The 22522-nt window shown below is 67.7% G+C and carries 20 protein-coding genes; 10 read left to right on the plus strand and 10 right to left on the minus strand.

What is annotated here, in order from left to right; translation table 11 throughout:
- Nucleotides 1–39: 39 nt before the first annotated feature.
- Together AC1PZ7_RS08155 and AC1PZ7_RS08160 are read left to right on the plus strand one after the other, a co-directional pair.
- On the plus strand, nt 40–705 hold the full coding sequence (locus AC1PZ7_RS08155) for a GntR family transcriptional regulator (RefSeq protein WP_482358972.1): 666 nt from the start codon (nt 40–42) through the stop codon (nt 703–705).
- Between the two features lie 148 nt (nt 706–853).
- A complete protein-coding gene (locus tag AC1PZ7_RS08160) occupies nt 854–1204 on the plus strand; it encodes a YdeI/OmpD-associated family protein (RefSeq protein ID WP_482359600.1) in 351 nt (116 codons plus the stop codon).
- Nucleotides 1205–1351: 147 nt separating this feature from the next.
- Here AC1PZ7_RS08160 and AC1PZ7_RS08165 read toward each other — a convergent pair whose 3' ends face one another.
- From AC1PZ7_RS08165 to AC1PZ7_RS08175, 3 genes are all read right to left on the minus strand, one after another.
- Nucleotides 1352–2416: an alpha/beta fold hydrolase gene (locus AC1PZ7_RS08165; protein ID WP_482358973.1), complete on the minus strand. Its 1065-nt coding sequence runs from the start codon at nt 2414–2416 to the stop codon at nt 1352–1354.
- 191 nt (nt 2417–2607) lie between these two features.
- Complete coding sequence (locus AC1PZ7_RS08170) at nt 2608–4026, minus strand: aldehyde dehydrogenase family protein (protein WP_482358974.1); 1419 nt, start codon at nt 4024–4026, stop codon at nt 2608–2610.
- Between the two features lie 192 nt (nt 4027–4218).
- Complete coding sequence (locus tag AC1PZ7_RS08175; protein WP_482358975.1) at nt 4219–5814, minus strand: ABC-F family ATP-binding cassette domain-containing protein; 1596 nt, start codon at nt 5812–5814, stop codon at nt 4219–4221.
- 96 nt (nt 5815–5910) lie between these two features.
- Between AC1PZ7_RS08175 and AC1PZ7_RS08180 the strand changes: the two genes are divergently transcribed.
- The gene (locus tag AC1PZ7_RS08180) at nt 5911–6561 is read left to right on the plus strand and encodes a TetR/AcrR family transcriptional regulator (protein ID WP_482358976.1); all 651 of its coding nucleotides are present in this window, start codon (nt 5911–5913) and stop codon (nt 6559–6561) included.
- 147 nt (nt 6562–6708) lie between these two features.
- Here the strand turns inward: AC1PZ7_RS08180 and AC1PZ7_RS08185 are convergent, their stop codons facing one another.
- On the minus strand, nt 6709–7614 hold the full coding sequence (locus tag AC1PZ7_RS08185) for a LysR family transcriptional regulator (protein ID WP_482358977.1): 906 nt from the start codon (nt 7612–7614) through the stop codon (nt 6709–6711).
- Nucleotides 7615–7756: 142 nt separating this feature from the next.
- Between AC1PZ7_RS08185 and AC1PZ7_RS08190 the strand changes: the two genes are divergently transcribed.
- The 4 genes from AC1PZ7_RS08190 to AC1PZ7_RS08205 are packed head-to-tail and all read left to right on the plus strand — an operon-like array spanning nt 7757 to nt 11525.
- Nucleotides 7757–8743, plus strand: coding sequence for a Bug family tripartite tricarboxylate transporter substrate binding protein (locus tag AC1PZ7_RS08190; protein ID WP_482358978.1), 987 nt, complete (start codon nt 7757–7759; stop codon nt 8741–8743).
- Nucleotides 8744–8757: 14 nt separating this feature from the next.
- Nucleotides 8758–9207 (plus strand): tripartite tricarboxylate transporter TctB family protein, encoded by a 450-nt coding sequence (locus AC1PZ7_RS08195; RefSeq protein ID WP_482358979.1) that lies wholly within the window; start codon nt 8758–8760, stop codon nt 9205–9207.
- Nucleotides 9208–9223: 16 nt separating this feature from the next.
- Nucleotides 9224–10723: a tripartite tricarboxylate transporter permease gene (locus AC1PZ7_RS08200; protein WP_482358980.1), complete on the plus strand. Its 1500-nt coding sequence runs from the start codon at nt 9224–9226 to the stop codon at nt 10721–10723.
- Between the two features lie 37 nt (nt 10724–10760).
- On the plus strand, nt 10761–11525 hold the full coding sequence (locus AC1PZ7_RS08205) for an aldolase/citrate lyase family protein (protein WP_482358981.1): 765 nt from the start codon (nt 10761–10763) through the stop codon (nt 11523–11525).
- A gap of 164 nt (nt 11526–11689) precedes the next feature.
- On the opposite strand, the gene AC1PZ7_RS08210 is transcribed toward AC1PZ7_RS08205, so the two are convergent.
- From AC1PZ7_RS08210 to AC1PZ7_RS08230, 5 genes are all read right to left on the minus strand, one after another.
- Nucleotides 11690–12568, minus strand: coding sequence for a hypothetical protein (locus AC1PZ7_RS08210; RefSeq protein WP_482358982.1), 879 nt, complete (start codon nt 12566–12568; stop codon nt 11690–11692).
- A complete protein-coding gene (locus tag AC1PZ7_RS08215) occupies nt 12565–13236 on the minus strand; it encodes an ABC transporter ATP-binding protein (protein WP_482358983.1) in 672 nt (223 codons plus the stop codon). Before AC1PZ7_RS08215 ends, AC1PZ7_RS08210 begins: the two co-directional genes overlap by 4 nt.
- Nucleotides 13233–14483 (minus strand): ABC transporter permease, encoded by a 1251-nt coding sequence (locus AC1PZ7_RS08220; RefSeq protein ID WP_482358984.1) that lies wholly within the window; start codon nt 14481–14483, stop codon nt 13233–13235. Before AC1PZ7_RS08220 ends, AC1PZ7_RS08215 begins: the two co-directional genes overlap by 4 nt.
- A gap of 19 nt (nt 14484–14502) precedes the next feature.
- Nucleotides 14503–16359 carry a hypothetical protein gene (locus tag AC1PZ7_RS08225; RefSeq protein ID WP_482358985.1) on the minus strand — a complete coding sequence of 619 codons (1857 nt, stop codon included), beginning with the start codon at nt 16357–16359 and terminating at the stop codon, nt 14503–14505.
- An 87-nt stretch (nt 16360–16446) separates the two neighbouring features.
- Nucleotides 16447–17190, minus strand: a complete 744-nt coding sequence (locus AC1PZ7_RS08230) for a J domain-containing protein (protein ID WP_482358986.1) — start codon at nt 17188–17190, stop codon at nt 16447–16449.
- A 323-nt stretch (nt 17191–17513) separates the two neighbouring features.
- On the opposite strand from AC1PZ7_RS08230, the gene AC1PZ7_RS08235 reads away from it, so the two are divergent.
- The 3 genes from AC1PZ7_RS08235 to AC1PZ7_RS08245 all read left to right on the plus strand — a co-directional run bounded on the left by AC1PZ7_RS08235 (nt 17514) and on the right by AC1PZ7_RS08245 (nt 21436).
- Nucleotides 17514–17987, plus strand: coding sequence for a hypothetical protein (locus tag AC1PZ7_RS08235; RefSeq protein ID WP_482358987.1), 474 nt, complete (start codon nt 17514–17516; stop codon nt 17985–17987).
- Between the two features lie 374 nt (nt 17988–18361).
- Nucleotides 18362–19342 (plus strand): TAXI family TRAP transporter solute-binding subunit, encoded by a 981-nt coding sequence (locus AC1PZ7_RS08240; protein ID WP_482358988.1) that lies wholly within the window; start codon nt 18362–18364, stop codon nt 19340–19342.
- 21 nt (nt 19343–19363) lie between these two features.
- Nucleotides 19364–21436, plus strand: coding sequence for a TRAP transporter permease (locus tag AC1PZ7_RS08245; RefSeq protein ID WP_482358989.1), 2073 nt, complete (start codon nt 19364–19366; stop codon nt 21434–21436).
- 201 nt (nt 21437–21637) lie between these two features.
- On the opposite strand, the gene AC1PZ7_RS08250 is transcribed toward AC1PZ7_RS08245, so the two are convergent.
- Nucleotides 21638–22519 carry a sugar kinase gene (locus AC1PZ7_RS08250; protein ID WP_482358990.1) on the minus strand — a complete coding sequence of 294 codons (882 nt, stop codon included), beginning with the start codon at nt 22517–22519 and terminating at the stop codon, nt 21638–21640.
- Nucleotides 22520–22522 lie beyond the last annotated feature (3 nt).

Genomic DNA, 22522 nt, shown 5'->3' on the forward strand with positions numbered 1-22522 from the left:
GCAGCACGAGGCATGGCTTTCTGCCTGCGGAGGTATGCCGTGCGTGGTGAACAGACCCCCAGGCTTCGCGAAGCGCTTGAAGAGGACATCGTCGCGGGTCGGCTGCGGCCCGGGCAGAGGCTCGACGAAGCAGGTCTCGCCGAGCGCTTCGGCGTGTCGCGTACCCCCATTCGCGAGGCGCTGATCCAGCTCTCCGCCTCCGGCCTGATCGACATGCGCCCCCGGCGGGGAGCCTATGTCGCGCTGCTCGGACCTCGCGAACTCGTCGAATCCTTCGAACTCATGGCGGAGATCGAGGCCTCCTGCGCGCGGCTTGCCGCGCAGCGGCTCGGCGAGGCGGACCGCGCCGCGATCAACCGGGCGCACGCCGCCTGTTGCGCGGCTGTGGCCGCCGGGGACGACGACGCCTATTACCCGGCCAATGCGCAGTTCCATGCGGCGATCTATGCCGCGACCGGCAATCGCGTCCTGCGGGCCGAGGCCATAAGGTTGCAGACCGCGCTACAACCCTATCGGCGCCTTCAACTGAAAGTGCCCCGACGCATAGCGGCGTCGCTCGCCGAGCACGAAGCCATTCTGCAGGCCCTGCTCGAAGGGGATGGTGCCGGCGCGGCGGAGCGGATTCGTGCCCATGTGCTGGTGCAGGGCGAACGATTCATGTCGCTGCTCGCCGCCCTCCAGCACGAAGCTGAAACCGCCGATTGACCAGGTCGACCATGGAGGAGCGCCGCCCCGGTCATGGCGAGCCGACCTGCCGGCGCGGGCACGGTTCGTTTCCGACGTCCCACTCGCGGACATTTCGCCTTTCCATCGTCAGGCTTGTTCGCCAACCTGTCCGGCAGCGGCGATGGAAATGGAAGCAGCTCGGGTGGGCTCGCGTGGAGGTGTCGTGGTGAGCGCTTTTTCGCATGGTACCGTCCACGAGGCAGGTGAAGACCTTCAAGCCGCCGTCGAATCGGATTCGCGCGTGTTGGCGTTGTGGGAAAACCTGACGCCATTGGGGCGGAACGAGTTCATCTGCTGGGTCGACGACGCGAAACAATCGGCGACACGCCAACGCCGCATCGCGCGGACCTGTGACGAATTGCTGGAGGGGAAAAAGCGCCCCTGCTGCTGGGCCGGTTGCATTCACAGGGCCGACAAGAAGCCAGGCCGATGCCAGCAGGCCGTCCTGATCGATCAGAAGGGAAAGAGCCGGGCATGAGCTCGACCTTCGAGCAAAGGTCATCGGCGGAACCAAACACCTAGGCAAGAGCGCCGCCATGCCGGCTTTCCCAATCGCCGACGGCCTGCTGCCGGTGCCCGACAGCGAGCGGGTAGTACACGGGCTATATCATCGCCATGCCCGCCCTCAGGCTCGGTCCACGTCGATGATCGCCTTGGCGAAGGCCTCCGGCGCCTCCTGCGGCAGATTGTGCCCGATGCCGCCGGAGATCAGCCGGAACTCGTACTTGCCGGTGAACCGCTTCGCATAGGCTTCCGGCGCCGGATGGGGCGCGCCATTGGCGTCGCCTTCCATGGTGATGGTCGGTACGCCGATGGTGGGGAAGGTGGCCAGCTTCCTCTCCAGCGCGTCGTACTTCGCCTCGCCCTTTGCCAGTCCGAGCCGCCAGCGGTAATTGTCGATGCTGATGGCGACGTGATCGGGATTGTCGAAGGCCGCGGCGGAGCGGTCGAAGGTGGCGTCGTCGAACGCCCATTTCGGCGAGGCCAGTTCCCAGATCAGCCGCGCGAAGTCACGCGTGTACTGGCGATAGCCCTTCAGGCCGCGTTCGGTGGCGAAATAATACTGATACCACCACCGCAACTCCGCCTTGGGCGGAAGCGGATTGCGGTTGGCTTCCTGGCTGCCGATCAGATAGCCGCTGACCGACACCATGCCCTTGCAGCGCTCGGGCCACAGCGCGGCCACGATGTTGACGGTGCGCGCGCCCCAGTCGAAGCCGCCGAGAACCGCCTTGTCGATCTTCAGCGCGTCCAGGAAGGCGATGGCATCGACCGCCAGCGCCGCCTGCTGGCCGTTGCGTGGCGTTTTCTCCGCGAGGAAACGCGTGCCGCCATAGCCGCGAAGATAGGGGACGAGCACGCGATAGCCGGCTGCCGCGAGGATGGGGGCGACCTCGACATAGGCGTGGATGTCGTAGGGCCAGCCGTGCAGCAGGAGCACCGGCGGGCCGTCTGCGGGCCCCTCCTCGGCATAGGCGACGTCAAGCTCGCCGGCATTGACATGCTTGAGCGTGGAGAAGGTGGTGCGCGTGCCGCGTGTTGCAGTCCCTGCTTCGGGCGCGGCCGGGCCGGTCTCACCCGTGCCGGACTGGGCTGCCGCGGCGGCGAGAGCGCTGAAGGGCACGACGGCCAGCCCGAGCGCGGTCGCGCCGAGGAGGCCGCGCCGCTGCTGGTTGATCTGATTGGACATGTCGGGGGTTCCACTTGCTGCTGAACGGCGGCGATGAATGACGCCGGGCTGTGTCCGGCCGGTGTGGGATGCGGCCGGCTTTGAAAGCGCATGTAGATTTTCGTCGAGCCGACACAGTGCGATACACATCGCCGAACGACTGTTCGGAACGCACGGGGAAGCGATCGGACCGGTCGATTTGGCACGCCCCGTCACGCAGCGACCTCGGTCTTCGGCTCCAGGAAGGATTCAAGGCCGAAAATGCCGAACTCGCGACCGATGCCGGACTGCTTGACGCCGCCGAAGGGAGCGATCAGCTCGGGCCGCAGCGTGTTGATGAGCACCGTTCCGGCCTGCAGCCGATCCGCCACCCGCAGCGCACGCTCGCTCTGGCCGGAAAAGACGTAGGCATAGAGGCCATAGGCGGAATCATTGGCGATCTCGATGGCCTCCTCCTCGGTGTCATAGGCGATGATCGAAAGTACCGGGCCGAAGATCTCCTCCCGCGCGATGTCCATGTCGTTGCTCACATCGGCGAAGACGGTGGGCCTGACGAAATAGCCCTTCGGCAATCCCTCGGGCCGGCCTTGCCCTCCGGCGACGAGCCGGGCGCCTTGCTCCAGCCCGCGGGCGATGTAGCGCTGGATGCGATCATATTGGGTCTGACTGGCGACGGGACCGATGGTCGTGGCGGGATCGCGCGGATCGCCGACGCGCACGCCGGCGAGCGCCGACCGCACAAGCTGAAGCGCTTCGCCGAGGCGGCTGCGCGGAACGAGGATCCGGGTTCCCGCGATGCAGGCCTGCCCATTGTTGTTGAAGCCGCCATTGAGAGCCAGCGGCACGGCGGCGGCGAGATCGGCGTCGTCGAGGATGATCGACGCGGATTTGCCCGACAGTGACAGGCTGACCCGCTTCATGCTGTCGATCGCCGCGCGGGCGATGATCTTGCCGGTGGCGGTCGATCCGGTGAAGGAAATCCGCGTGATGCGGGGATTGATGGCCAGCTCGTCGCCGACATCTGCGCCACGGCCGGTGACGACATTGACCACGCCGGCCGGCAACCCGGCGGCGTGCAGCGCCTCCGTGACGACGTGCGTCTGGAGGGGGCTGAACTCGCTCGGCTTGATGATCGAGGCACAGCCTGCGGCCAAGGCGGCGGCGAGCTTGCTGCAGATCGTTCCGGCGACGCTGTTCCACGGCGCGATGAGCGCGGAAACGCCGACCGGCTCCATGCGCACGCGGGCCTCGCCGATCTCTCGGGTAAAGCTGTAGTCCTCCAGGATCCGGGCCATCGAACCGAACACCTGCGCGGCATACTGGGTGACGAAACCGACGCGCGCGGCAGGTGCGCCATATTCGGCGATGGTGGCCTCGGCTATGTCGCCGGAGCGGGCCGCGAGCGCGGCCTCGAGGCTTCGCAACATCTCGATACGCTCGACGCTGCTGCTCCGTCCGATTTCCGGCTGGGCCCGCCAGGCCGCGTCAATCGCGCGCTGCGCGTCCTCACGGTTGGCGAGGCGGGCCTTGGCGATGACGGTCCCAGTCGCGGGATCCGCGACGTCGAGCCTCTCGGTCCCCTGAACCGGCACGAAGCCACCCGCGATATAGGCCGCATCGATGACGCGCATGGTGAGTTCCTTCATTGGACGGAGAGCCAGCCGGCCGCAGGGCCCGCCGTGACCGGGTGGCCGGGCTCGTCGGCCATGTCGCCGGCCCTGTCGCCGGCCATCGAGAGTTTAGGTCGCCCATGCACGCCACGATGGCCGGAACGCCCGGCATGGCCCTAAAGACACGGCGGCCGGCAGGCTGAGCCCAGGCGGCTACGTGCTCTGAGGCGGAGCACCGAGTTCCAGCCGGCGCTCGACGGCGATGTTGGCGAGGAAGTGTTCGTCATGGCTGACGACGAGCAGCGCGCCGTCATAGGCACGCAGACCGGCTTCGACGGCTTCGATGGAATCGAGATCGAGGTGGTTGGTCGGCTCGTCGAGGATCAGCAGTTCGGGCGGGCAGGGCCCGCCGAGCACGCAGGCGAGCCCGGCGCGCAGCGCCTGCCCGCCGCTCAGCGTGCCCACCTGCTGGAGCGCGCTTTCCGCGCGGAACTGGAAAGCGGCAAGGGCGGCGCGACAGGCGTTCTCGCTGGCGCCGGCATTGAGGCGCATGAAATTGTCGCGAATGCTGAGGTCGGGGTCGAGCAGGGCGATGCTCTGGTCGAGCATGGCCATGGAGACACTCAGTTGAACGTTCCCTTTCAGCGGCGCGAGCTGGCCGGCGATTAGCTTCAGCAGCGTGGTCTTGCCCGCACCGTTCGGCCCGACAATGGCGACCCGTTCCGGGCCGGCCAGCGAGAAGGAAAGGGACGCGATCAGGGGGCGACCCGCCTCGTGGCCCACGGTGACTGAATCGAGCCGTACGACCTGCCGGTTCGCCGGCAGGTGTGTCGAGGGCAGAACGACGCGGAGTTTTTCGAGGATCTCGACCTTGGATCGCGCCTCGGCGAGCGCCTCGGATGCTTCTGCCTGCCGGCGGTCGGCGAGGCGCTTTCCATCGCCCCGGCTGGCCTCGGCCCGTTCGCGGCGCCCACCCAGCAGCAGGCGCGGCAGGTCGCCTCGCGCACCCTTGCGGGCACCGGCGGCGTCGTGGCGGTCCTGGCGTTCCAGGGCCGCCTGCGCCTTGCGGCGCACCTGCGCGATCTGCTTGTCAGCTTCGGTCAGCGCGTGTTGCGCCGCATCCGCCTCGCTCTGCCTGCGCGCCCGGTACATCTCCCAATTGCCGCCATAGCGGTTTGCCCCGAGCGACGAGAGCTCGACGATGGCATCGACATGCGCGAGCAGTTCGCGATCATGGCTCACGATGATCGCGCCGGACCGCCAGCCGCGGAGAAGCTCCACCACCGCCTGCCGGCCCGCCCGGTCGAGATTGTTGGTCGGCTCGTCCAGTAGCAGGAAATCCGGCGCGGCGAAGAGTGCGGCAGCGAGCGCCGCACGGGTCCTCTCGCCACCCGACAGCCGATCCAGCCGGGTGTCGGCGGCCACGTGAAGCCCCATCCGGCCCAGCGCCTCCTGCACGCGCCTCTCGACGAGCCAATCGACCTCGGCGAGTTCGTCCGCTCCCGCCCGGCCGGCTTCCGCCCGCCGCAGCGCGGCAAGCGCGTCGGAGATGTCGAACAGATCGGCGACCGTCTGCCCGGCCAGCGGCCGGACCGCCTGCCTAAGAAAGTACACGGACCCGTCCACATGCACCGATCCCGCCGCCGGCGTCCGTTCGCCCGCAATGAGCTTCAGCAGCGTGGACTTGCCGACGCCGTTGCGGCCGATGAGCCCTGTGCGCTCCTTGCCAAAAACGAGATCGAGCCCGGAGAAGAGCGATTGCCCGCCGGGAGCGAGCCATGCGAGCCCGGCGAGGCGGATCGAGGACACGTTCCGATACCTCTGGATAACGACACGGTATCGTGCTGTTATCAGGCCCGCGACCGAAACGCAACGAAACCATGCCGTTTCAGCCATGAGGGCAGGATGAACCACGAACCAAGGCCGGGAGGGCGGCCGAGCAAGCAGCAGGCCGCCGCGCTGGATGCACGGCTGCTCGACGGCGCGCGGACGGCGTTCGGGCGAAGGGGCATCGCGAACACCTCGCTGGAGGAAATCGCGACGGGCCTCGGCATCTCCAAGCACACCCTCTATCGCCGGCATCCGAACAAGCAGGCCTTGCTCGATGCCGTCGTCGAACGCGACATGCGCGCCTTTCGCGAGACGCTCCTGGCGGCGGCGGTCGACGGCGGGGCGGGGGATCCGCTGGAGGCAATCCGCCGTGTCGCCTTCCGCTATGTCGAGATCGGCAGCCGGCGGGAATATGCCGCCTTCTACCTGTCCGTCTGTGCCGAGGCCGCGCTGTCCGCCGGGTTGCGGCGGCGCCTCGCCAACTGGTCGGAACGGGCCCTCGAACCGCTGACCGACGCGGTCCACGCGGCTGTGGACGCCGGTGTTCTGCGGCCGGGCGATCCGGCCGTCATTGCCGGCCTCCTCGTCGACCTGCTCGAAGGCGTGAACAACCGCATCCGGTTGGGACCGGCGGAGGACGATGAGGGAACCGCGTTGAATGCGCTGTTCGAGCCACGATGGACGGCGTTCCTCGCCGCGACGGGCGAGAACAAGGAACGGGGGTGATCCCGTGACCAGGACCGACTGCCATCATGCCACGCGATGCCGGGCAGCAGGGGCCGGCCCCCCATCAAGGACAGCATGCGCGATGAACCGCTCAACGAGACGCTGTTCTCCAGCCTGTCGCGGGCCGGATCGAATATTCCGATGCGGCTAGACATCCTGCTCAGGCGTGGACACCAGGCGCTGCAGTGCGTGATGTAACGCGCTTATGGTCGGGTTGGCGTTGGCTGGCCGCCAGATGGCGTGAAGCTCGACGGTCGGCGAGGTGCCCGGCGCCAACGGGCGAAGCGCTACCCCTTCGAATCTCAGATTGCGCGCGGCGCGCGGCACCAGGGCCAATCCAAGGCCTGCCTTCACCAGACCCAGGATGGAATGCACCTGGCTGATGTGCTGAACGTAGCGCGGCGTTATTCCCGTGGTGGCGAAGAGCGTGGCCAGCAGGTCGTAGAAGTAGCGAGCCTCATAGGGCGAGTAGGTGACCATCGGCTGCCGATCGAGGTCCGCCAGCTGCACATCGGCCGCGTCGGTCAAAGGATGCCCTTCCGGGGCCGCCAGCAGAAGCGGTTCGCGCACGACGCACAGCGAGGCCACTTCGCGCCGGTTGAAGGTCGGCCGCACCAGCCCGACATCGATGAGCCCGGAGGTCAGCGACTCGAACTGGTCCGTCGACACCATTTCCTTCAGAACGAGATCAATGCCCGGTGCCGCGGAGCGGAAATGGGCAATGAGGCGCGGCAGGAAGTCGTAGCCCGACGCCGCCGTGAAGCCGAGGGTGATGGACCCCATGTCGCCGCTGGCCGTGCGCCGGGCGGCGAGGGCGGCGCCTTCCGCCAGCCGCAGCAGCCGGCGCGCTTCCGGCAGGAAGCTGTGGCCGGCGCGGGTCAGGCTCACCGAGCGGCTGGTCCGTTCCAGAAGGCGGACATCGAGCGTGTGTTCGAGCAGTTGGATCTGCCGGCTGAGAGGGGGCTGCGTCAGGTTCAGGCGCGCGGCGGCGCGGCCGAAGTGCAGTTCCTCGGCGACGGCGACAAAGCAGCGGAGATGGCCGAGCTCAAACATCGATGCAAAATTGGCATTGATTGATGCTCAGAACAACTCATTGCCGCATCGACCGGCGGCTAGATTGGCGATGGAGGCTGCGACGCCTCCCAATCGAGAAAGGGCGCAACGCCGCCATTGCCACTCCCTGGAGGTAACGCCAATGAGCCTTCGCATTCTCAAGGCGGCCACAGCCGCTTTCGCGCTTTCCGCCCTCGTGACGGCCCTCGCGCCCGACGCCGCCAGCGCGCAGAGCTTCGATCGCCCGGTACGCATCGTCGTGCCGTTCGCGCCCGGCGGCACGTCCGACATTCTTGCCCGCCTCATCGCGCCCAAGCTTTCCGAAGCCGTCGGCCAGCCGGTCGTGGTCGAGAACAAGCCGGGTGCGGCCGGCAATATCGGCGCCGATGCGGTCGCCAAGGCCCGCCCCGACGGCCACACCCTGCTGTTGATGGACATCGGCTCGCTCGCCATCGCGCCGAGCCTGTTCCCCGACCTTTCCTACAATGTCGAGACCGATCTGGCCCCCGTCGGCATGGTCATGTTCGGGCCCTATGTGATGGCGGTGAACCCCTCGGTGCCGGCGAAGAACGTGGCCGAGCTGGTGGCCTACGCCAAGGCCAATCCCGGCAAGCTTGCGGTCGCCAATTCCGGCGTCGGCGCGCTCAACCACATCACCGCCGTGGCGTTGGCCCGCGATCTCGGCATCGACTGGAAGAACGTGCCCTACAAGGGGGGCGCGGCGGCCTCGCGCGCCGTGGTCTCCGGCGAGAGTACCGTGATCATCAACGGCGCGACCGCGACCTTGCCCTTCGTCACCAATGGCCAGCTGGTCGGCATCGCCGTCACCGGCGACGAGCGGCTCGCCGCGCTTCCCGATGTCGAGACCTTCAAGCAGGCGAAGCTGCCGCTCGGCGAGGCCGGCACCTGGCAGGGCCTGCTCACCACCGGCAAGACGCCGCCCGAGGTGGTGGCGAAGCTGAACGCCGAGCTGAACAGGATACTCGCCATGCCCGACATCAAGGCGAAGATCGCGGAGCAGGGCGGTTCGGTGCGTCCGGGCTCGCCGGAGGAGGTGAAGAACTGGCTCGTGACCAACATCAGGAGCTGGGGCGAGATCGTCCGCGACGCCGGCATCAAGACCAACTGAGCGCGGTAGAGGTCGTGCCCCATCGCCGCTTCGACTGGCCGGATGTCCTGTTCGGCGCGTTTCTCATCGCGGTGGCGGCAGGCACTCTTGCCGCCACCTGGAGGCTCGCCGGTGGCACGGCCGCCGATATGGGGCCCGGTTACATGCCGCGCGCCATCTCGCTGATCCTGCTGGTGTTCGGCGTCTTCTTCGCGGGGCGCGGCCTGCTGCGCGGCCATGTCGGCATCGCGCCGGTGCACGTGCGGCCGCTCCTCGGCGTCGGGCTGGCGGTGGGGGTGTTTGCCGGACTCATCGAGAGCGCGGGGCTGGCGCTCGCCTCCTTCGCCGCCATCCTCGTCGCCGCCTGTGCCAGCCGCGAGAGCCGCTTCTTCGAGGTCATCGTCTTCGGCCTCGCCGTGACCGCCGGCGCGGTGCTGCTGTTCATCAAGGCGCTGGCGCTGCCCGTGTCCATCTGGCCCTCGTGAGCATCGCAGGCGCGCCATGGAACTGTTCGACCATCTCCTTCTCGGCCTCTCCACCGCCCTGCAGCCGAACAACCTGATCTACTGCTTCATCGGCGTGGTCATCGGCACGGCGATCGGCGTGCTGCCCGGCATCGGGCCGATCCCGACGGTGGCACTGCTGCTGCCCTTCACCTTCGGTCTCTCCCCGGCCTCGGCGCTGATCATGCTCGCGGGCATCTTCTATGGCGCGCAGTATGGCGGCTCGACCACGGCGATCCTGGTCAATGTGCCCGGCGAGACGTCCTCCGTCGTCACCTGCCTCGATGGGCATGAGATGGCCAAGCAGGGCAGGGCCGGCCCGGCGCTCGCCATTGCCGCGATCTCCTCCTTCTTCGCCGGCACGGTCGCGACACTCGTCATCGCGGTGCTGAGCCTGCCGCTCGCCGCGCTGGCACTGAAGTTCACCGCGGTCGAGTATTTCAGCCTGCTGGTGCTCGGCCTGTTCGCCGCCGTCATCCTCGCCCACGGCTCGGTGGCGAAGTCGCTGGCGATGGTCTTTCTCGGGCTGCTCGTCGGCACGGTCGGCATCGACGTGAATTCCGGCGTCGCCCGCATGACCTTCGGCGTTCCGGCGCTCGCGGACGGGCTGGATTTCGTGCCCGTCGCCATGGGCATGTTCGGTCTCGCCGAGATCATCGCCAATCTGGAACGCCCGACCGTCCGGCGGGTGGTCAGCCAGAAGCTGCGCGACCTCGTCCCCTCGCGCGCCGATCTGAAGGCGGCGTTCCCGGCGATGCTGCGCGGCACCTTCATCGGCTCGGCGCTCGGCGTGCTGCCGGGCGGGGGCGCGGCGCTGCCGCCCTTCACCGCCTATGCGCTGGAGAAGAAGGTGGCGAAGGATCCCTCCCGCTTCGGCAAGGGTGCCATCGAGGGCGTCGCCGGGCCCGAGGCGGCGAACAATGCGGGGGCGCAGACCAGCTTCATCCCGCTGCTGACGCTGGGCATTCCCTCCAACGCGCTGATGGCGCTGATGATCGGCGCGCTGATGATGCAAGGCATCCAGCCCGGCCCGCAGGTGATGACCGAACAGCCCGAGCTGGTCTGGGGCCTCATCGCCAGCATGTGGACCGGCAATCTGATGCTGCTGGTCATCAACCTGCCGCTGGTCGGGCTGTGGGTCTCGATGCTGAAGATTCCCTACCGCCTGCTGTTCCCGGCCATCGTGCTGTTCTGCTGCATCGGCACCTACGGCATCTCCAACAGCGCCTTCAACGTATGGCTGATGCTGGGCTGCGCGCTGGTCGGCTACTTCTTCATCAAGGTGGGCGTCGAGCCGGCGCCGCTGTTGCTCGGCCTCGTGCTCGGCCCGCAGCTCGAGGAGAATTTCCGCCGCGCCATGCAGCTCTCCGATGGCGACCCTTCGGTGTTCCTCACCCATCCGATCAGCGCGGCCCTGCTCGGCATCGTCCTGATGCTGCTGCTGGCGATGCTGTCCCCCGCCGTTCTGCGCAAGCGCGAGGAAGCGCTTGCCGAATGACCCTCTCCTTTGTCGTCCTTTGAACGAGGATACCTCCGTGGACCTGCCCGTGAATTCCTTCAAGCGCGCCATCCAGGCCGGCCAGCAGCAGATCGGCTTCTGGAACAGCATGGCCAGCGCGACCGCTACCGAGATCCTCGCCGGTTCCGGCTTCGATTGGCTGCTGATCGATGCCGAGCACGCGCCTAATGACGTACCCGGCGTGCTTGGCCAGCTGCAGGCGATGATGGAGAACCGCACGCACCCCATCGTCCGCGTGCCCGAGAACGACGCCATCATCATCAAGCGCTATCTCGACATCGGCGCCCAGACCTTCCTGATCCCGATGGTCGAGACGGTCGAGCAGGCCGAGGCGGCGGTGGCGGCGACGCGCTTTCCGCCCGACGGCATTCGCGGCTTTGCGGGTGCGGCCCGTGCCTCACGCTTCGGGCGCGTCGCGAACTACCACAAGCGGGCGCATGAGGAGGTCTGCATCCTCGTGCAGATCGAGACCCGGCAGGCGATCGACAACATCGAGGCCATCGCCGCCGTTCCCGGCATTGACGGGCTGTTCATCGGCCCCGGCGACCTGTCTTCCGACCTCGGCTATCTCGGCGACCAGGGAAATCCCCATATCGTCGAGCTGATCGAGGCCTCGCTGCATCGCATCGTCGCCACCGGCAAGCCGGCGGGCATTCTCACCGGCGACGAGACGCTGGCGCGGCGCTACATGGCGGCGGGCTGCGTGTTCACCGCGGTGGGAATCGATACCGGGCTTCTGGCCCGCAGCACAGAGGCGATCGCCCGCAGGTTCAGATCGTGAGAGGATGAGCGGCGGGAAGGCCGGTTTCGTTGGACCCGGCATCATGAGTGCGCCCAGGGCCGCAAACCTCCTTGCCGCCGGCCACGCCCGTGAAGAACCCGCCCCAGAGCGCCTCCCTCCCTTCACCGGGAAAGGCGGCACCAGCACATGCCGGGATCGGACGCCTAATGCGGCGGCATGGGAATGAACACCGGCGGGGTACCGGGGAAATGCGACCTCGCCTGGATCGCCGCATCGTCGGCTCCCAGGGGCTTGAGATAGACATAGAAGCGGTTCGCCCGCGCCGCGATGTCGTCCTGCGGCTCCGCCCGGCGGCTGATGAGCATGTCGCTCTCGATCCGCACATGCATGTAACCGGGGATGAGTTCCGACCAGCCCGGCACGTCGACGGTGAAGCTGGCGCCATACTCCGCCTCGCCGTCGAGCCTGGTCACCCCCCCGCGCGTGCCCTCCGGCGCTGTCGTCGGCACCTCGCGCCACGCGAGCCCCGCCTGCACGAACACCCGCACCGGGCTCATCATTATGAAGAGCGGCTCCGCAGGGTTGAGGTTGCGCATGGCGAAGGTGGCACGGTAGCCGGCGCCATCGGGGGCGTAGGCGACGCGGATCAGCTCCACATAGAGCCCTTGCCCCGCCGCCGCGCGCAGCACCAGTTCGGCCTGCTGCTGCATCATCAGCGCACGGCGCTGCCACCAGGAGAGTGCGTAGTCGGCCAGGAAGCCGAGCGCGATCAGCAGGACGAGCAACTGCAGCCAGCGCCATTCCAGGAAGGCGAAGACCCCGCCGCCACCCGGTCGGGCGGCGCCGACGCGGCCGCGCCGCGACGGCGCGGTCTGAGCAAGGCGGGCGCTGAGCTCCGCCCGGCGCCCATCGACGGCCGGCTGCGCCGGGGCAGGGGCCGCGCGGGCGGACGCGGCGGCACTCCCGTCCAGCGCGGTCAGCGTCTCCCACAGGCTGACGATCAACTCGTCCTTCTCGCCATCGCTCAAGGCGGCGAGATCCGGAAGCGGCGGCACGCCATCCCTCGGCACCGGCGGGGTCATGGCGCCACCTGCCCGTCGACGATGTGCACCACCTGTTCCGCCTCGGCGGCCAGTGCGAGATTGTGCGTGACCAGGATGAGCGTGGTCCCGCGCGCGCGCTGCAATTGGCGCAGCAGCGCCAGCACCTCGCGCTCGGTCTGCTCGTCCAGGTCCGCTGTGGGCTCGTCCGCCAGCAGCAGGGCAGGGTCGTGGACGAGGGCGCGGGCAATGGCCACGCGCCGCTGCTCGCCGGAGGACAGCTCGGTGGGATAGGCGTCCAGATGGGCGCCGAGCCCCATCTCGTCGAGCAAGGCGCAGGCCCGCTGATACGCCTCCTTGCGCCGCGCGCCGCCCGCCAGCAGCAAAGGCAGCGCCGCATTGTCCAAGGCGCGCAACGTCGGGAGCAGGCTGGCGGACTGGAAAACGAAGCCCAGCCGCTGGTTGCGGAAGCGGGTGCGCGCGGCCTCGCTCAGGCTCCAGATATCGGTGCCCGCCACGGTCACGGTCCCGGCGCTCGGCCGGGCAAGCCCCCCCACCATGGCCATGAGCGAGGATTTGCCCGAGCCCGAGCGGCCGATGATGGCGGCGAAACGCCCGTCCGGCACCGCAAGGTCGATGCCGCGCACCGCCGCGACGTCCCCCCGGTCGGTGCGATAGGTCTTGGCGAGAGCGCGGCAGAGGAGCGTCATCGGTCTCCCCGCATGAGGTCATAGGGCTCGCTCGCGCTCGCCCGCCAGGCGGGCAGGAGCGCGCCCAGCGCGCCGATGAGCGCGGCACCGAGCACGCAGACCATCGCCGCCGTCAGCGTGGAGGTCCGGTCGAGCCAGAGGAACGGCACGCCCATCTGGGTGAGGTGGAACACCAGCGCGTGCTCGAACAGTCGCAGCAGCAACACGCCCACCAGCACGCCGATGACACCGCCGCCGCCCGTGGCGATCACCGCCTCCAGCATGGTGAGGCCGACGATCTGCCCCCGCCGCGCGCCGAGGGCCTTGAGCAGGCCCAATTCCTGGCCCCGCTCCGCGACGATGGCGGAGAACAGCACGCCGACCAGCACCGCGGTGGAGGCGAACACCAGCGCCATGAGCACCACCGTGCCGCCGAGCAGCGCCGCGAGCCCCTGACGAATGCCGGTGAGCAGCGAGCCGCCGGCCACCACCTTGACGCCCGGCACCTTGGCCAGCAAAGCGAACCGCACCTGCAATTCGCTCGCGCCCGGCGCCAGTTCGAGCAGGAAGCCGGACACCTTGTCGGGTGCCAGCATGGGCGGCAGAGCGCCGGTGGCGTCGCGCACCGCGGGGCCGAGCGCAATGAGGCTCTGGGACCAGAGGAAGAAGCCGCGTTCGTGCGGTCCGACGCCAGTGGGCGCCAGCTTGGCATAGACCCGGAACGACCGGCCAAACAATGTCACCTCGGCGCCCAAAGGCAACGTCTGCGCGGCACCGAGGATCACATCGTCCGGTCGCATGGGGCGTCCGAGCCGCTCGGATATCCAGGGCTGCACGGTGAAATCCGCCGCCGGCTCGAAGCCGATCAGGTCCACCGTCTCGCCATGCAGGCCCTGGCCGGAGCGATCGGTGCGCAACACCCGCTGCGGTGCGACGCGCGCTATGCCGGAGAGCCGGGCCCGGGCGATAAGGTCCGCATCCACCACCTGGTCCGTCGGCTCCACGGTCAGTAGCGCCACGGTAATGTTGGTGAGCGCCTGCTCGGCCACCACCATCAGGTCGGCCCCGAGCCGGCTGAAGCTCACCGCCATGCTGGTCTCAATGGAGCGCATGGTCACCGTCCCGGCAAAGGCGATGGCGCTGGCGAGCGCCACTGCCGCCAGGAGCAGCCCGGTGCGCGTCTTGCGGCGGCCGAGATTCTCCAGCGCCAGCCGCGCCAGCAGCCAACGCGGCGGTGCCGGCAGGCCGGCGCCCGCCTCATGGCTCATGGATGCCTCCCGTGCGCCATCACAGCGTGCAGGAGCGGGTGTGCTTCATGTGCGCAAGTTCCGTGGGCACGATAACGCAGTCATGATGTCCCCCGCTGGACGGCAGGATGCCGACGAGCGTGTCGGTGGCGGTCTCGATCACCGCAATGCCGCTGGACAGGCGCTGAAAGCCGCTGAAGGGCACGATGACATATTTGCCGTCATAGGTGATGGCGGGGGTCTGCAGGTCCGGCCCGATTCCCTGGATTTCCTTGCGGATCGTCCAGGTGTCGGTATCCACCACCATGATCCCGCTGGCCGCCGGCGCCGGGTGAAGGACGGAGAGGTAGAGCTTCTTGGAATCCAGTGAGAACACCATGTGGAACGGGTTGGGGTACTTGCCCCGCCACAGCGGGTCCTCGACATGGGCAATCTTCTTCCATTTGCGTGGGTCGGCATCCTCGGTGGAGAAGACCGAGCAATTATTCTCCCGCAGGTTGTTCATCATGCACAGATAACGGCCGTCGGGGGAGAAGCCGATCTCGTGGCCGGGGGAGTGGATCTTGTCGAATGTCACTTCCCAATGGTCGGCGTCGATCTTCACCACCTCGTACTGGTCCTGCGAGGCGGTGTTGAACTGGAGGAACGCCACCGGCGCGAAGTTGGCCTCGGCATCCAGAATGGCGATGCCGCCACACAGCCGGACCACGGTGGCCGCCCAGCGGCCGGAGGGGTGCCAGATGGTGCCGTCGGCCCCGCTGAGGCCCATGGGGTCGTCGCCGGGCAGCGTGCCCTCCTCGACGAACAATTCGCCCATGGGAACCATCTCCCATTCGATCTTCTGTCCCTTGGTGCCGAGATAATCGTATTTGCCGGTGGCGGGATCGGGATGAATCCGGGAAATCTTCAGGACGCCGCCATCCTGCCAGGCGCGCGCCAACTGCTTGGAATTGGCCACCCAGTCGAATTTCAGTGCCGCTTTCACCTGTGAGGTGGTGCGGTCGAAGCAGGCGGCGATGTCCTTCTGTCCATCCGTTACGAAATAGGACTGCGCATCCTTCGGATTGATGGTGACGTGCACGCCAAGGCCAAGGCCCGTGGTTTCCGACACGTTCTCCATCAGCTGCATCTGGGCGCCGTCATAGCGCACGCGGTAGATGTTGAAGCCCGGCGCCGGCTCGGTGATGTTGGTCGGGATGCCGTAGATCAGGGCGTTCTTGCCGCCCTGGGTGCTGTTGACGAATTCGAACGTGCGGTACGGATCGGCGCTGGGAAATGCGCACAGATGGTGGGCGATGGGGTTGTAGTCGCCATAATTCCAGTACCAGATCGAGGCCAGCACCCGGTTGGTGTTGAGATCCAGCGCATAGGCGCCGCCGCCGAGCTTGGTGGGAAGCACGGCCACCCACTTGCCGAGGCTCTGGCCGCCGAAATCGGCGCGAGAATCGATCAGCTCGCGGGCGATCGGCGTCTGCTGCGGCTGCGCGAGCGCCGCGCCCTGCGGATCCTGCGCCTGGGCTGTGCCGGTCAGTCCGCCGAGCGCACCGCTCGCCGTCGCCTGATAGCCGAGCACAGCGGCCTCGCCCACCAGCGCCGTGGCCGCCGCCGCCTTGAACACGCCCCGCCGGCTGATCCGCGGCGGCGCCGTCTGCGCCGGTTCCACAGGGGACGGCAGGGAGGCCGCCTCCGCCGCCGCGCGGACGGCGAGCGCGTGCGCCTGCTTGTCCTTCAGATAATCCTGGAAGTGCGCGTGGTCGGACTTCGTCACCTCGGCCCGACGGGCAACGAACGCCTCCACCGCATTGGCTGCCGGCGCGATCTCGCTGTCCGCCGGTGGGAGGTCGAAGGCGATGCGGTCTGGCGCTTCATCCGTCGTGGGCCGGCGATCGTCGTTCATGCTTCCCTCCGTGTTGGTGTGCGCCTTCGGCGCTCGATGGTGACTGATGCCGGACCCGCGCCGCGCGGAGGCCCTTCCACAGCGGGTTCAGGTGTTCGTGGTGGTCGGCCGCTCCGGCGACGCTTTCCGCGTCCGCGGCGTGCGCGGGCGGCGCGCCGCTGCCGCAAGCAGCACGTCCTTTGCTTCGTTGATCTTGGTCGCAAGATAATTGGAGCCGCCTCGGTCGGGATGGACCAGTTGCACGACCCGTCGATGCGCGGCCCGCACCGCAGCGGGCGTGGCGCCGGGGGCGAGGCCGAGCACGTCCAGCGCCTCCTCCGGGCTCATGCCTTCGCCCGGCAGGTTCGCCGACGCGGCGGCGTCCGCCATTGCATCGCCGCGCCGCATGGGCCGCGAGGGCCCGGCTTCGAGACGCGCGGCCATGTCCTCTTGCCCGGCATGGCGCAGATAGTCTTCGAGCACGATGGCGGCCCTCCGGGCCAGCTCCGCATCCGGCGGACGCTGTCCGAAGTCACCACGCAAGTCGTCCGTGGGAGGGATCTCCGACCACAGCGGCGTGAAGCGGCGGCGCGGCAGGAACGCACGCCAGTTGAGCGCGACGGCCCCCGACAGCACGCCGGCGCCGAGCGCGAGTGCTCCAGTCCATTGCTGGAACGCCAGCAGCAGTATGAGCGCGGGGACGGACGCCACCGCCGCGCTGAACGCCGCGTAGCGCCCCATGCGCATGAGGGCACGAGGTTCGGAATGCAGCAGCCAGTCCACCAGCTTGAGCAGGCTGATGATCAACGACACACCGAACGCCACGGAACTGACGATCATCCCAAAGCTCATCGTCCCTCCTTCCTGGCCAGCCGGCAGTTCCTTGCCTCCGGCTCGGAGACACACGCCCGCGGTCCGTCCATGCTCATATGAGCGTCATGGGCATAGTAGTATGCAATACACATGTTTCAACGTGACGACAACGTCGATAATATATAGCAAGTTCGATCAAAAACAAAACCTGACCGTGTAATAAATCATGAAACGACCTGATGATGATCGATGAGAAGTGATTTTATGTTTATAAATTTTGGAGATATGGCTCGGATTGGCAATTTTTGGCGTGACATATAGGAAGATAATTTTACCTCCGGCTTCCTGTGGGCTCTGATGACATGGCAATTTCCCCGCGCTCCTTCCTGCGCCGTGGACTGGTTGTTCCGGTGGTGGCCGCGCTGGGCCTCGTCGCGGCGCTGGACGCCCGCTGGAGCGGCACGGACCAGTTTGGCGCGGTGCTCCCCAGCCTTGCGGATGCCTCCCCCACGGCCTCGGGGGTGGAGGCCACCCTGGCTGCGCGCCTGGTGACGATCGGGAGGGAGGCCGGCATTGGTCCGGCGCAGCAAACGGCCTGGCAGGCATTCACCGACGACATGCTGCGCCTGTCGCGGCTGACCGCCGAATATGAACGTCGTCTGGCGGCGGGTGAGGCCGTAGACACGGTGCGGGAGCAGGCGATTCACACGCTGATGTTCGGCGCGGCCCTCGCCGCCCTCGACGACCGCCTCCCACCGCAGCAGGCGGCCGTGGTGCAGAGTGCGGTCGGCCAGCTGGCAGGCAACCTCATCTGCCGCGGTCTCGCCGGCGGATAGGCGCAGGCGCGGCGGCCGCCACCGCGTTGCGACCATCGTTTCGCCACGGGCATTATGGCTCGGAAATCAACCGTGAGCGCGTCCTTGAAGGCGGTGTTCTGGCGGCGGCGAGCTGTCCGCTGGAGCCGGCGGAGAGCACCGCATTGGCCGGTCGGGCGCTAGTCGCGGCGGGGCCGATCGGCTTGCTGGCCCTTGGGCTTCCCTCGGGTCGCCGACGGTAACAGGGGCGCGCGCCGAGGTCGCAGGGCGATCCTGGCGGCGCGGGAGCAGGATCGCCAAAGGCGGCTCCTCCGACAAAAACCGCGCCCGTCGCGGATCGACAAGGCATGCCTGCTCGCTCATGCTGCGCTCTGATTTGGCAGGAGGGCAAGTTCATGAAGTTCATCAACGGATCGAAACTGACCGCCGCACTCGCCGGTCTCGCGCTCATGACCGGCCTCGCAATTGCCCAGCAGCCGACCTTCTTCCGCATCGGAACGGGCGGCACGGCGGGCACCTACTATCCGGTGGGCGGGCTCATCGCCAATGCGATCTCGGGCAATGGCGACAAGGGCGTTCCGGGCCTCGTGGCGACCGCCGTCGCCTCCAACGGCTCGGTGGCGAACGTCAATGCCATCCAGTCCGGTTCGCTCGAATCGGGCTTTTCGCAATCGGACGTCGCCTATTGGGCGCACACCGGCACGGGCCTCTATGAGGGCAAGCCGAAGGTCGAGGATCTGCGCATCATCGCGACCCTCTACCCCGAAACCATCCATCTCGTGGCCGCCAAGAGCGCCAATATCAAGTCGGTCCGGGACCTCAAGGGCAAGCGCGTCGCGCTCGACGAGCCGGGCTCCGGCACGCTGGTCGACGCGCGTATCGTGCTCGCGGCCTATGGCCTGACCGAGAAGGACATCAAGCCGGAATATCTCAAGCCCGGCCCCGCCGGCGACCGGCTGCGCGACGGCGCGCTCGATGCGTTCTTCTTCGTGGGCGGCTATCCCACCGGCGCCATTTCCGAACTCGCCTCATCCTCGGGCATCGAGCTTGTCCCCATTACCGGGCCGGAAGTGGACAAGCTGCTGGCGCAGTACCAGTTCTTCGCCAAGGACAAGGTGCCGGCGGACACCTATAAGGGCGTCGGCGCGACCGACACCATCTCGGTCAATGCGCAATGGCTGACCAGCGCCAAGCAGCCGGACCAGCTCATCTACGACATCGTCAAGGTCTTGTGGAACGACGCCTCGCGCGCCGCGCTCGATGCCGGTCACGCCAAGGGCAAGCTCATCACCCTTCCGAACGCCACGAAGGGCCTCGGCATCCCGCTGCATCCCGGTGCGGAGCGCTTCTACAAGGAAGCGGGCGTCCTGAAGTAACGGGCAGTCGGCATCGCCGACATGGCTGTTCGCGAGGAACCATCCGGGCCGTCCGGCACGAATCCGGGTCTCGAACTCGACGAGGCGAGGGTTCGGGCGCTGGAGGAGGTCTATGACCCCGAAATCCGCTTCCGGCCGCTCGCGCCGGGGGCGGGATATCTGGTCGGCGGACTGCTGATCGCGCTGTCGCTGTTTCACTATTACACGGCCGGCTTCGGTCTGCTCCAAGAGACGATGCACCGGGGCATTCACCTGTCCTTCGTGCTCGGCCTCGTCTTCCTGGTGTTCCCGGTCACCAAGCGGGGCTATGCGCAGCCGGCGCGGTCGGGGCTGCTGCGTCCTCTTGGCATCGCGCTGCCGGACTGGCTGCTGGCGGCCGCCGCTGTCGTGGCGGTGATGCACATTCCGCTCATCCCTCTGGATGATCTCGCCTTCCGCGTCGGCAACCCCACGACGCTCGATGTCGTGCTGGGCGGCCTGCTCATTCTCACCCTCCTGGAAGCCACGCGCCGCTCGCTCGGCGTACCCTTGCCGATCATCGCGCTTGTCTTCATGGCCTATGCGCTGTGGGGGCGGCACATGCCGGGGATACTGGTGCATCCCGGCGCCAGCTTTCCGCAACTCGTCGACCATCTCTATCTCACGACGCAGGGGATCTACGGGGTCGCCCTCGGCGTCGTGGCGACCTACGTCTTTCACTTCGTGCTGTTCGGCGTATTTGCGACACGCATCGGCCTGGGCCAGCTGTTTCTCGACTGCGCCGCCTGGGTCGCCGGACGCTATGCCGGCGGACCGGCCAAGGTGTCGATCTTCGGCTCGGCGCTGTTCGGCATGATCTCCGGCTCGTCGGTAGCCAACACGGTGACGGTTGGCTCACTCACCATCCCGGCGATGATCCGTCTCGGCTACAAGCGCCACTTCGCCGCGGCGGTGGAGGCGACGGCCTCCACGGGCGGACAGATCACGCCGCCGATCATGGGCGCCGCCGCCTTCCTGATGATCGAGTTTCTCGACCTGCCCTACACCACGATCATCCTGGCGGCGATCGTTCCCGCCTTCATGCATTTCTTCGGCGTCTTCATCCAGGTGCATTTCGAGGCGAAGCGGAACGGCCTCAGGGGCCTCGAACCGCATGAAATGCCGGATGTGAAGGCGGCGCTGAAGCGCGACTGGCCGACCGCCATTCCGCTCGTCGTGCTCATCACGCTGCTGATGGTGGGGTATACGCCCTATCTCGCCGCCTTCTGGGGCATCACCCTGTGCGTGGCGGTCGGCCTGCTCAACCCGCGCAACCGCATGAGCCCGACCGACATCGCCGAAGGGCTGCGCGACGGAGCCAAATACGCCCTCGCGGTCGGCGCGGCGGCGGCAACCGTCGGCATCGTCGTTGGCGTGGTCACGCTCACCGGCGTGGGATTCAAGGTCTCCTTCATCGTCACCTCCACGGCCGCCTCCATGGCGGCATGGGCGAGCGATGTCCTTCCGATGATGCTCGCCGCTCCGCAGGCGCTGACGCTGCTGTTCACGCTGATCATGACCGGCATCGTCTGCATCCTCATGGGCTGCGGCATTCCGACGACGGCCAACTACATCATCATGGCAACGATCGCCGCTCCCGCCCTGGGCCTCCTGGGTGTGGAGCCGATCGTCGCCCATTTCTTCGTGTTCTATTACGGCGTGCTGGCCGACATCACGCCGCCGGTGGCGCTCGCGGCCTATGCGGCGGCGGGAATGGCGAATGCCGATCCGTTCCGAACCGGCAACACCGCCTTCAGGCTCGGCCTCGGCAAGGTGCTGGTGCCCTTCGTCTTCGTGTTCTCGCCCTCGCTGCTTCTGGTGACGAAAGGGTTCAACTGGCCGGATTTCGCTCTCGCCTTCACCGGATGCGTCATCGGCATCGCCTGCCTCGGCGCCGGCATCTCGGGGTGGATGCTGACCGGCCTGCGGGCCTGGGAACGCCTCGTCCTGCTGGCGGCGGCGCTGCTGCTGGTAGCGCCCGAGCTCTATTCGACCTTGTTCGGACTGGCGTTGATCGCGCCGGTGCTGCTGCGACAGTGGATGAGGCTGCCCGGCCGAGCGGGAGGGGCGCATTGACGCTCGCAGAGCCGACTCGGGCGCGCGTGCGCCATGATCGAGCACCATGGCAGCGATATAGCGCGGACACAGTGCTCGTCCTGGTCGTTCTCTGCCCGCCGGCCTGCGCGCCGGGAAGGGCCACCGCACGCCTGTCGAGGCGGCAGGCCATGGCGGTCGTCGAGGTGGAAGATGACGGTCCCCGACATTGTGCGGGCCAGTTCAGACGAGCGCGCCCCTGTGCGAAATGACATGCGTGGCCAGCCCGTGAGCGCGTGCCAGGCTTTCTTCCGGTGACAATCCCTCAAGCCGAGCGGAAAGCCAGCCGGCGTTGAAGGCGTCCCCCGCTCCCGTGGTGTCCACCGGCTCGATCGGGGCCATCGCATGGTGGATGCACCTGCCCCCGGTAACGACCGCTACATCCCGTCCGCCATTCTTGACGACGACCTCGCGGTTGCCATCCGTGTCGTAGCGCCGGGCGCAGTCCTCGAGGCTGGCATCGCCGAAGTGCTGGGCCTCGTCCTCGAAGCTGGGCAGGACGATGTTCGCCACCTTCGCCGCGCGCGTGATGGTCGCCCGCATGATGGCGGCGCTCTCCCACAGGCGGGGGCGAATATTGGGATCGAAGGCCACCGTCACGCCCGCTGCACGCGCGAAAGCCAGGGCCGCCAGCAGCCGCTCGCGCGCCTCGGGCGCGAGAATGGCGAGCGTAATGCCGCTGAGATAGGCCATGTCGGCCCAGCCGAAGGCGGCAGCCAGCGCCGCTTCGTCATCGGCCAGCAGCTTCGCCGCCGAGCGGTCGCGCCAATAGGTGAAGCTGCGCTCTCCATCACGCAGCGAGATGGCGTAGAGGCCCGGCCCCCGCGACGCCTCGTGGCGGATGAAGCGGGTCTCGATCCCCGCATCCGCGATGAAGCCCTCGATCCGCGCCGAAAACGGATCGCTGCCGAGAGCGGTGAAATAGGCGACGTCGGCGCCGTCGCCGGCAAGGCGTTTGAAGTGCCAGGCCGTGTTGAGGGTGTCGCCCGCCACGTTCATCGCCCAGAGCGGCGCCCGCTGCTCGGAAAGCTCCAACATCGCCTCGCCGATGGAGAGAAAGCGCACGGC

It is taken from the genome of Ancylobacter sp. TW_SC_1, from assembly GCF_056836805.1.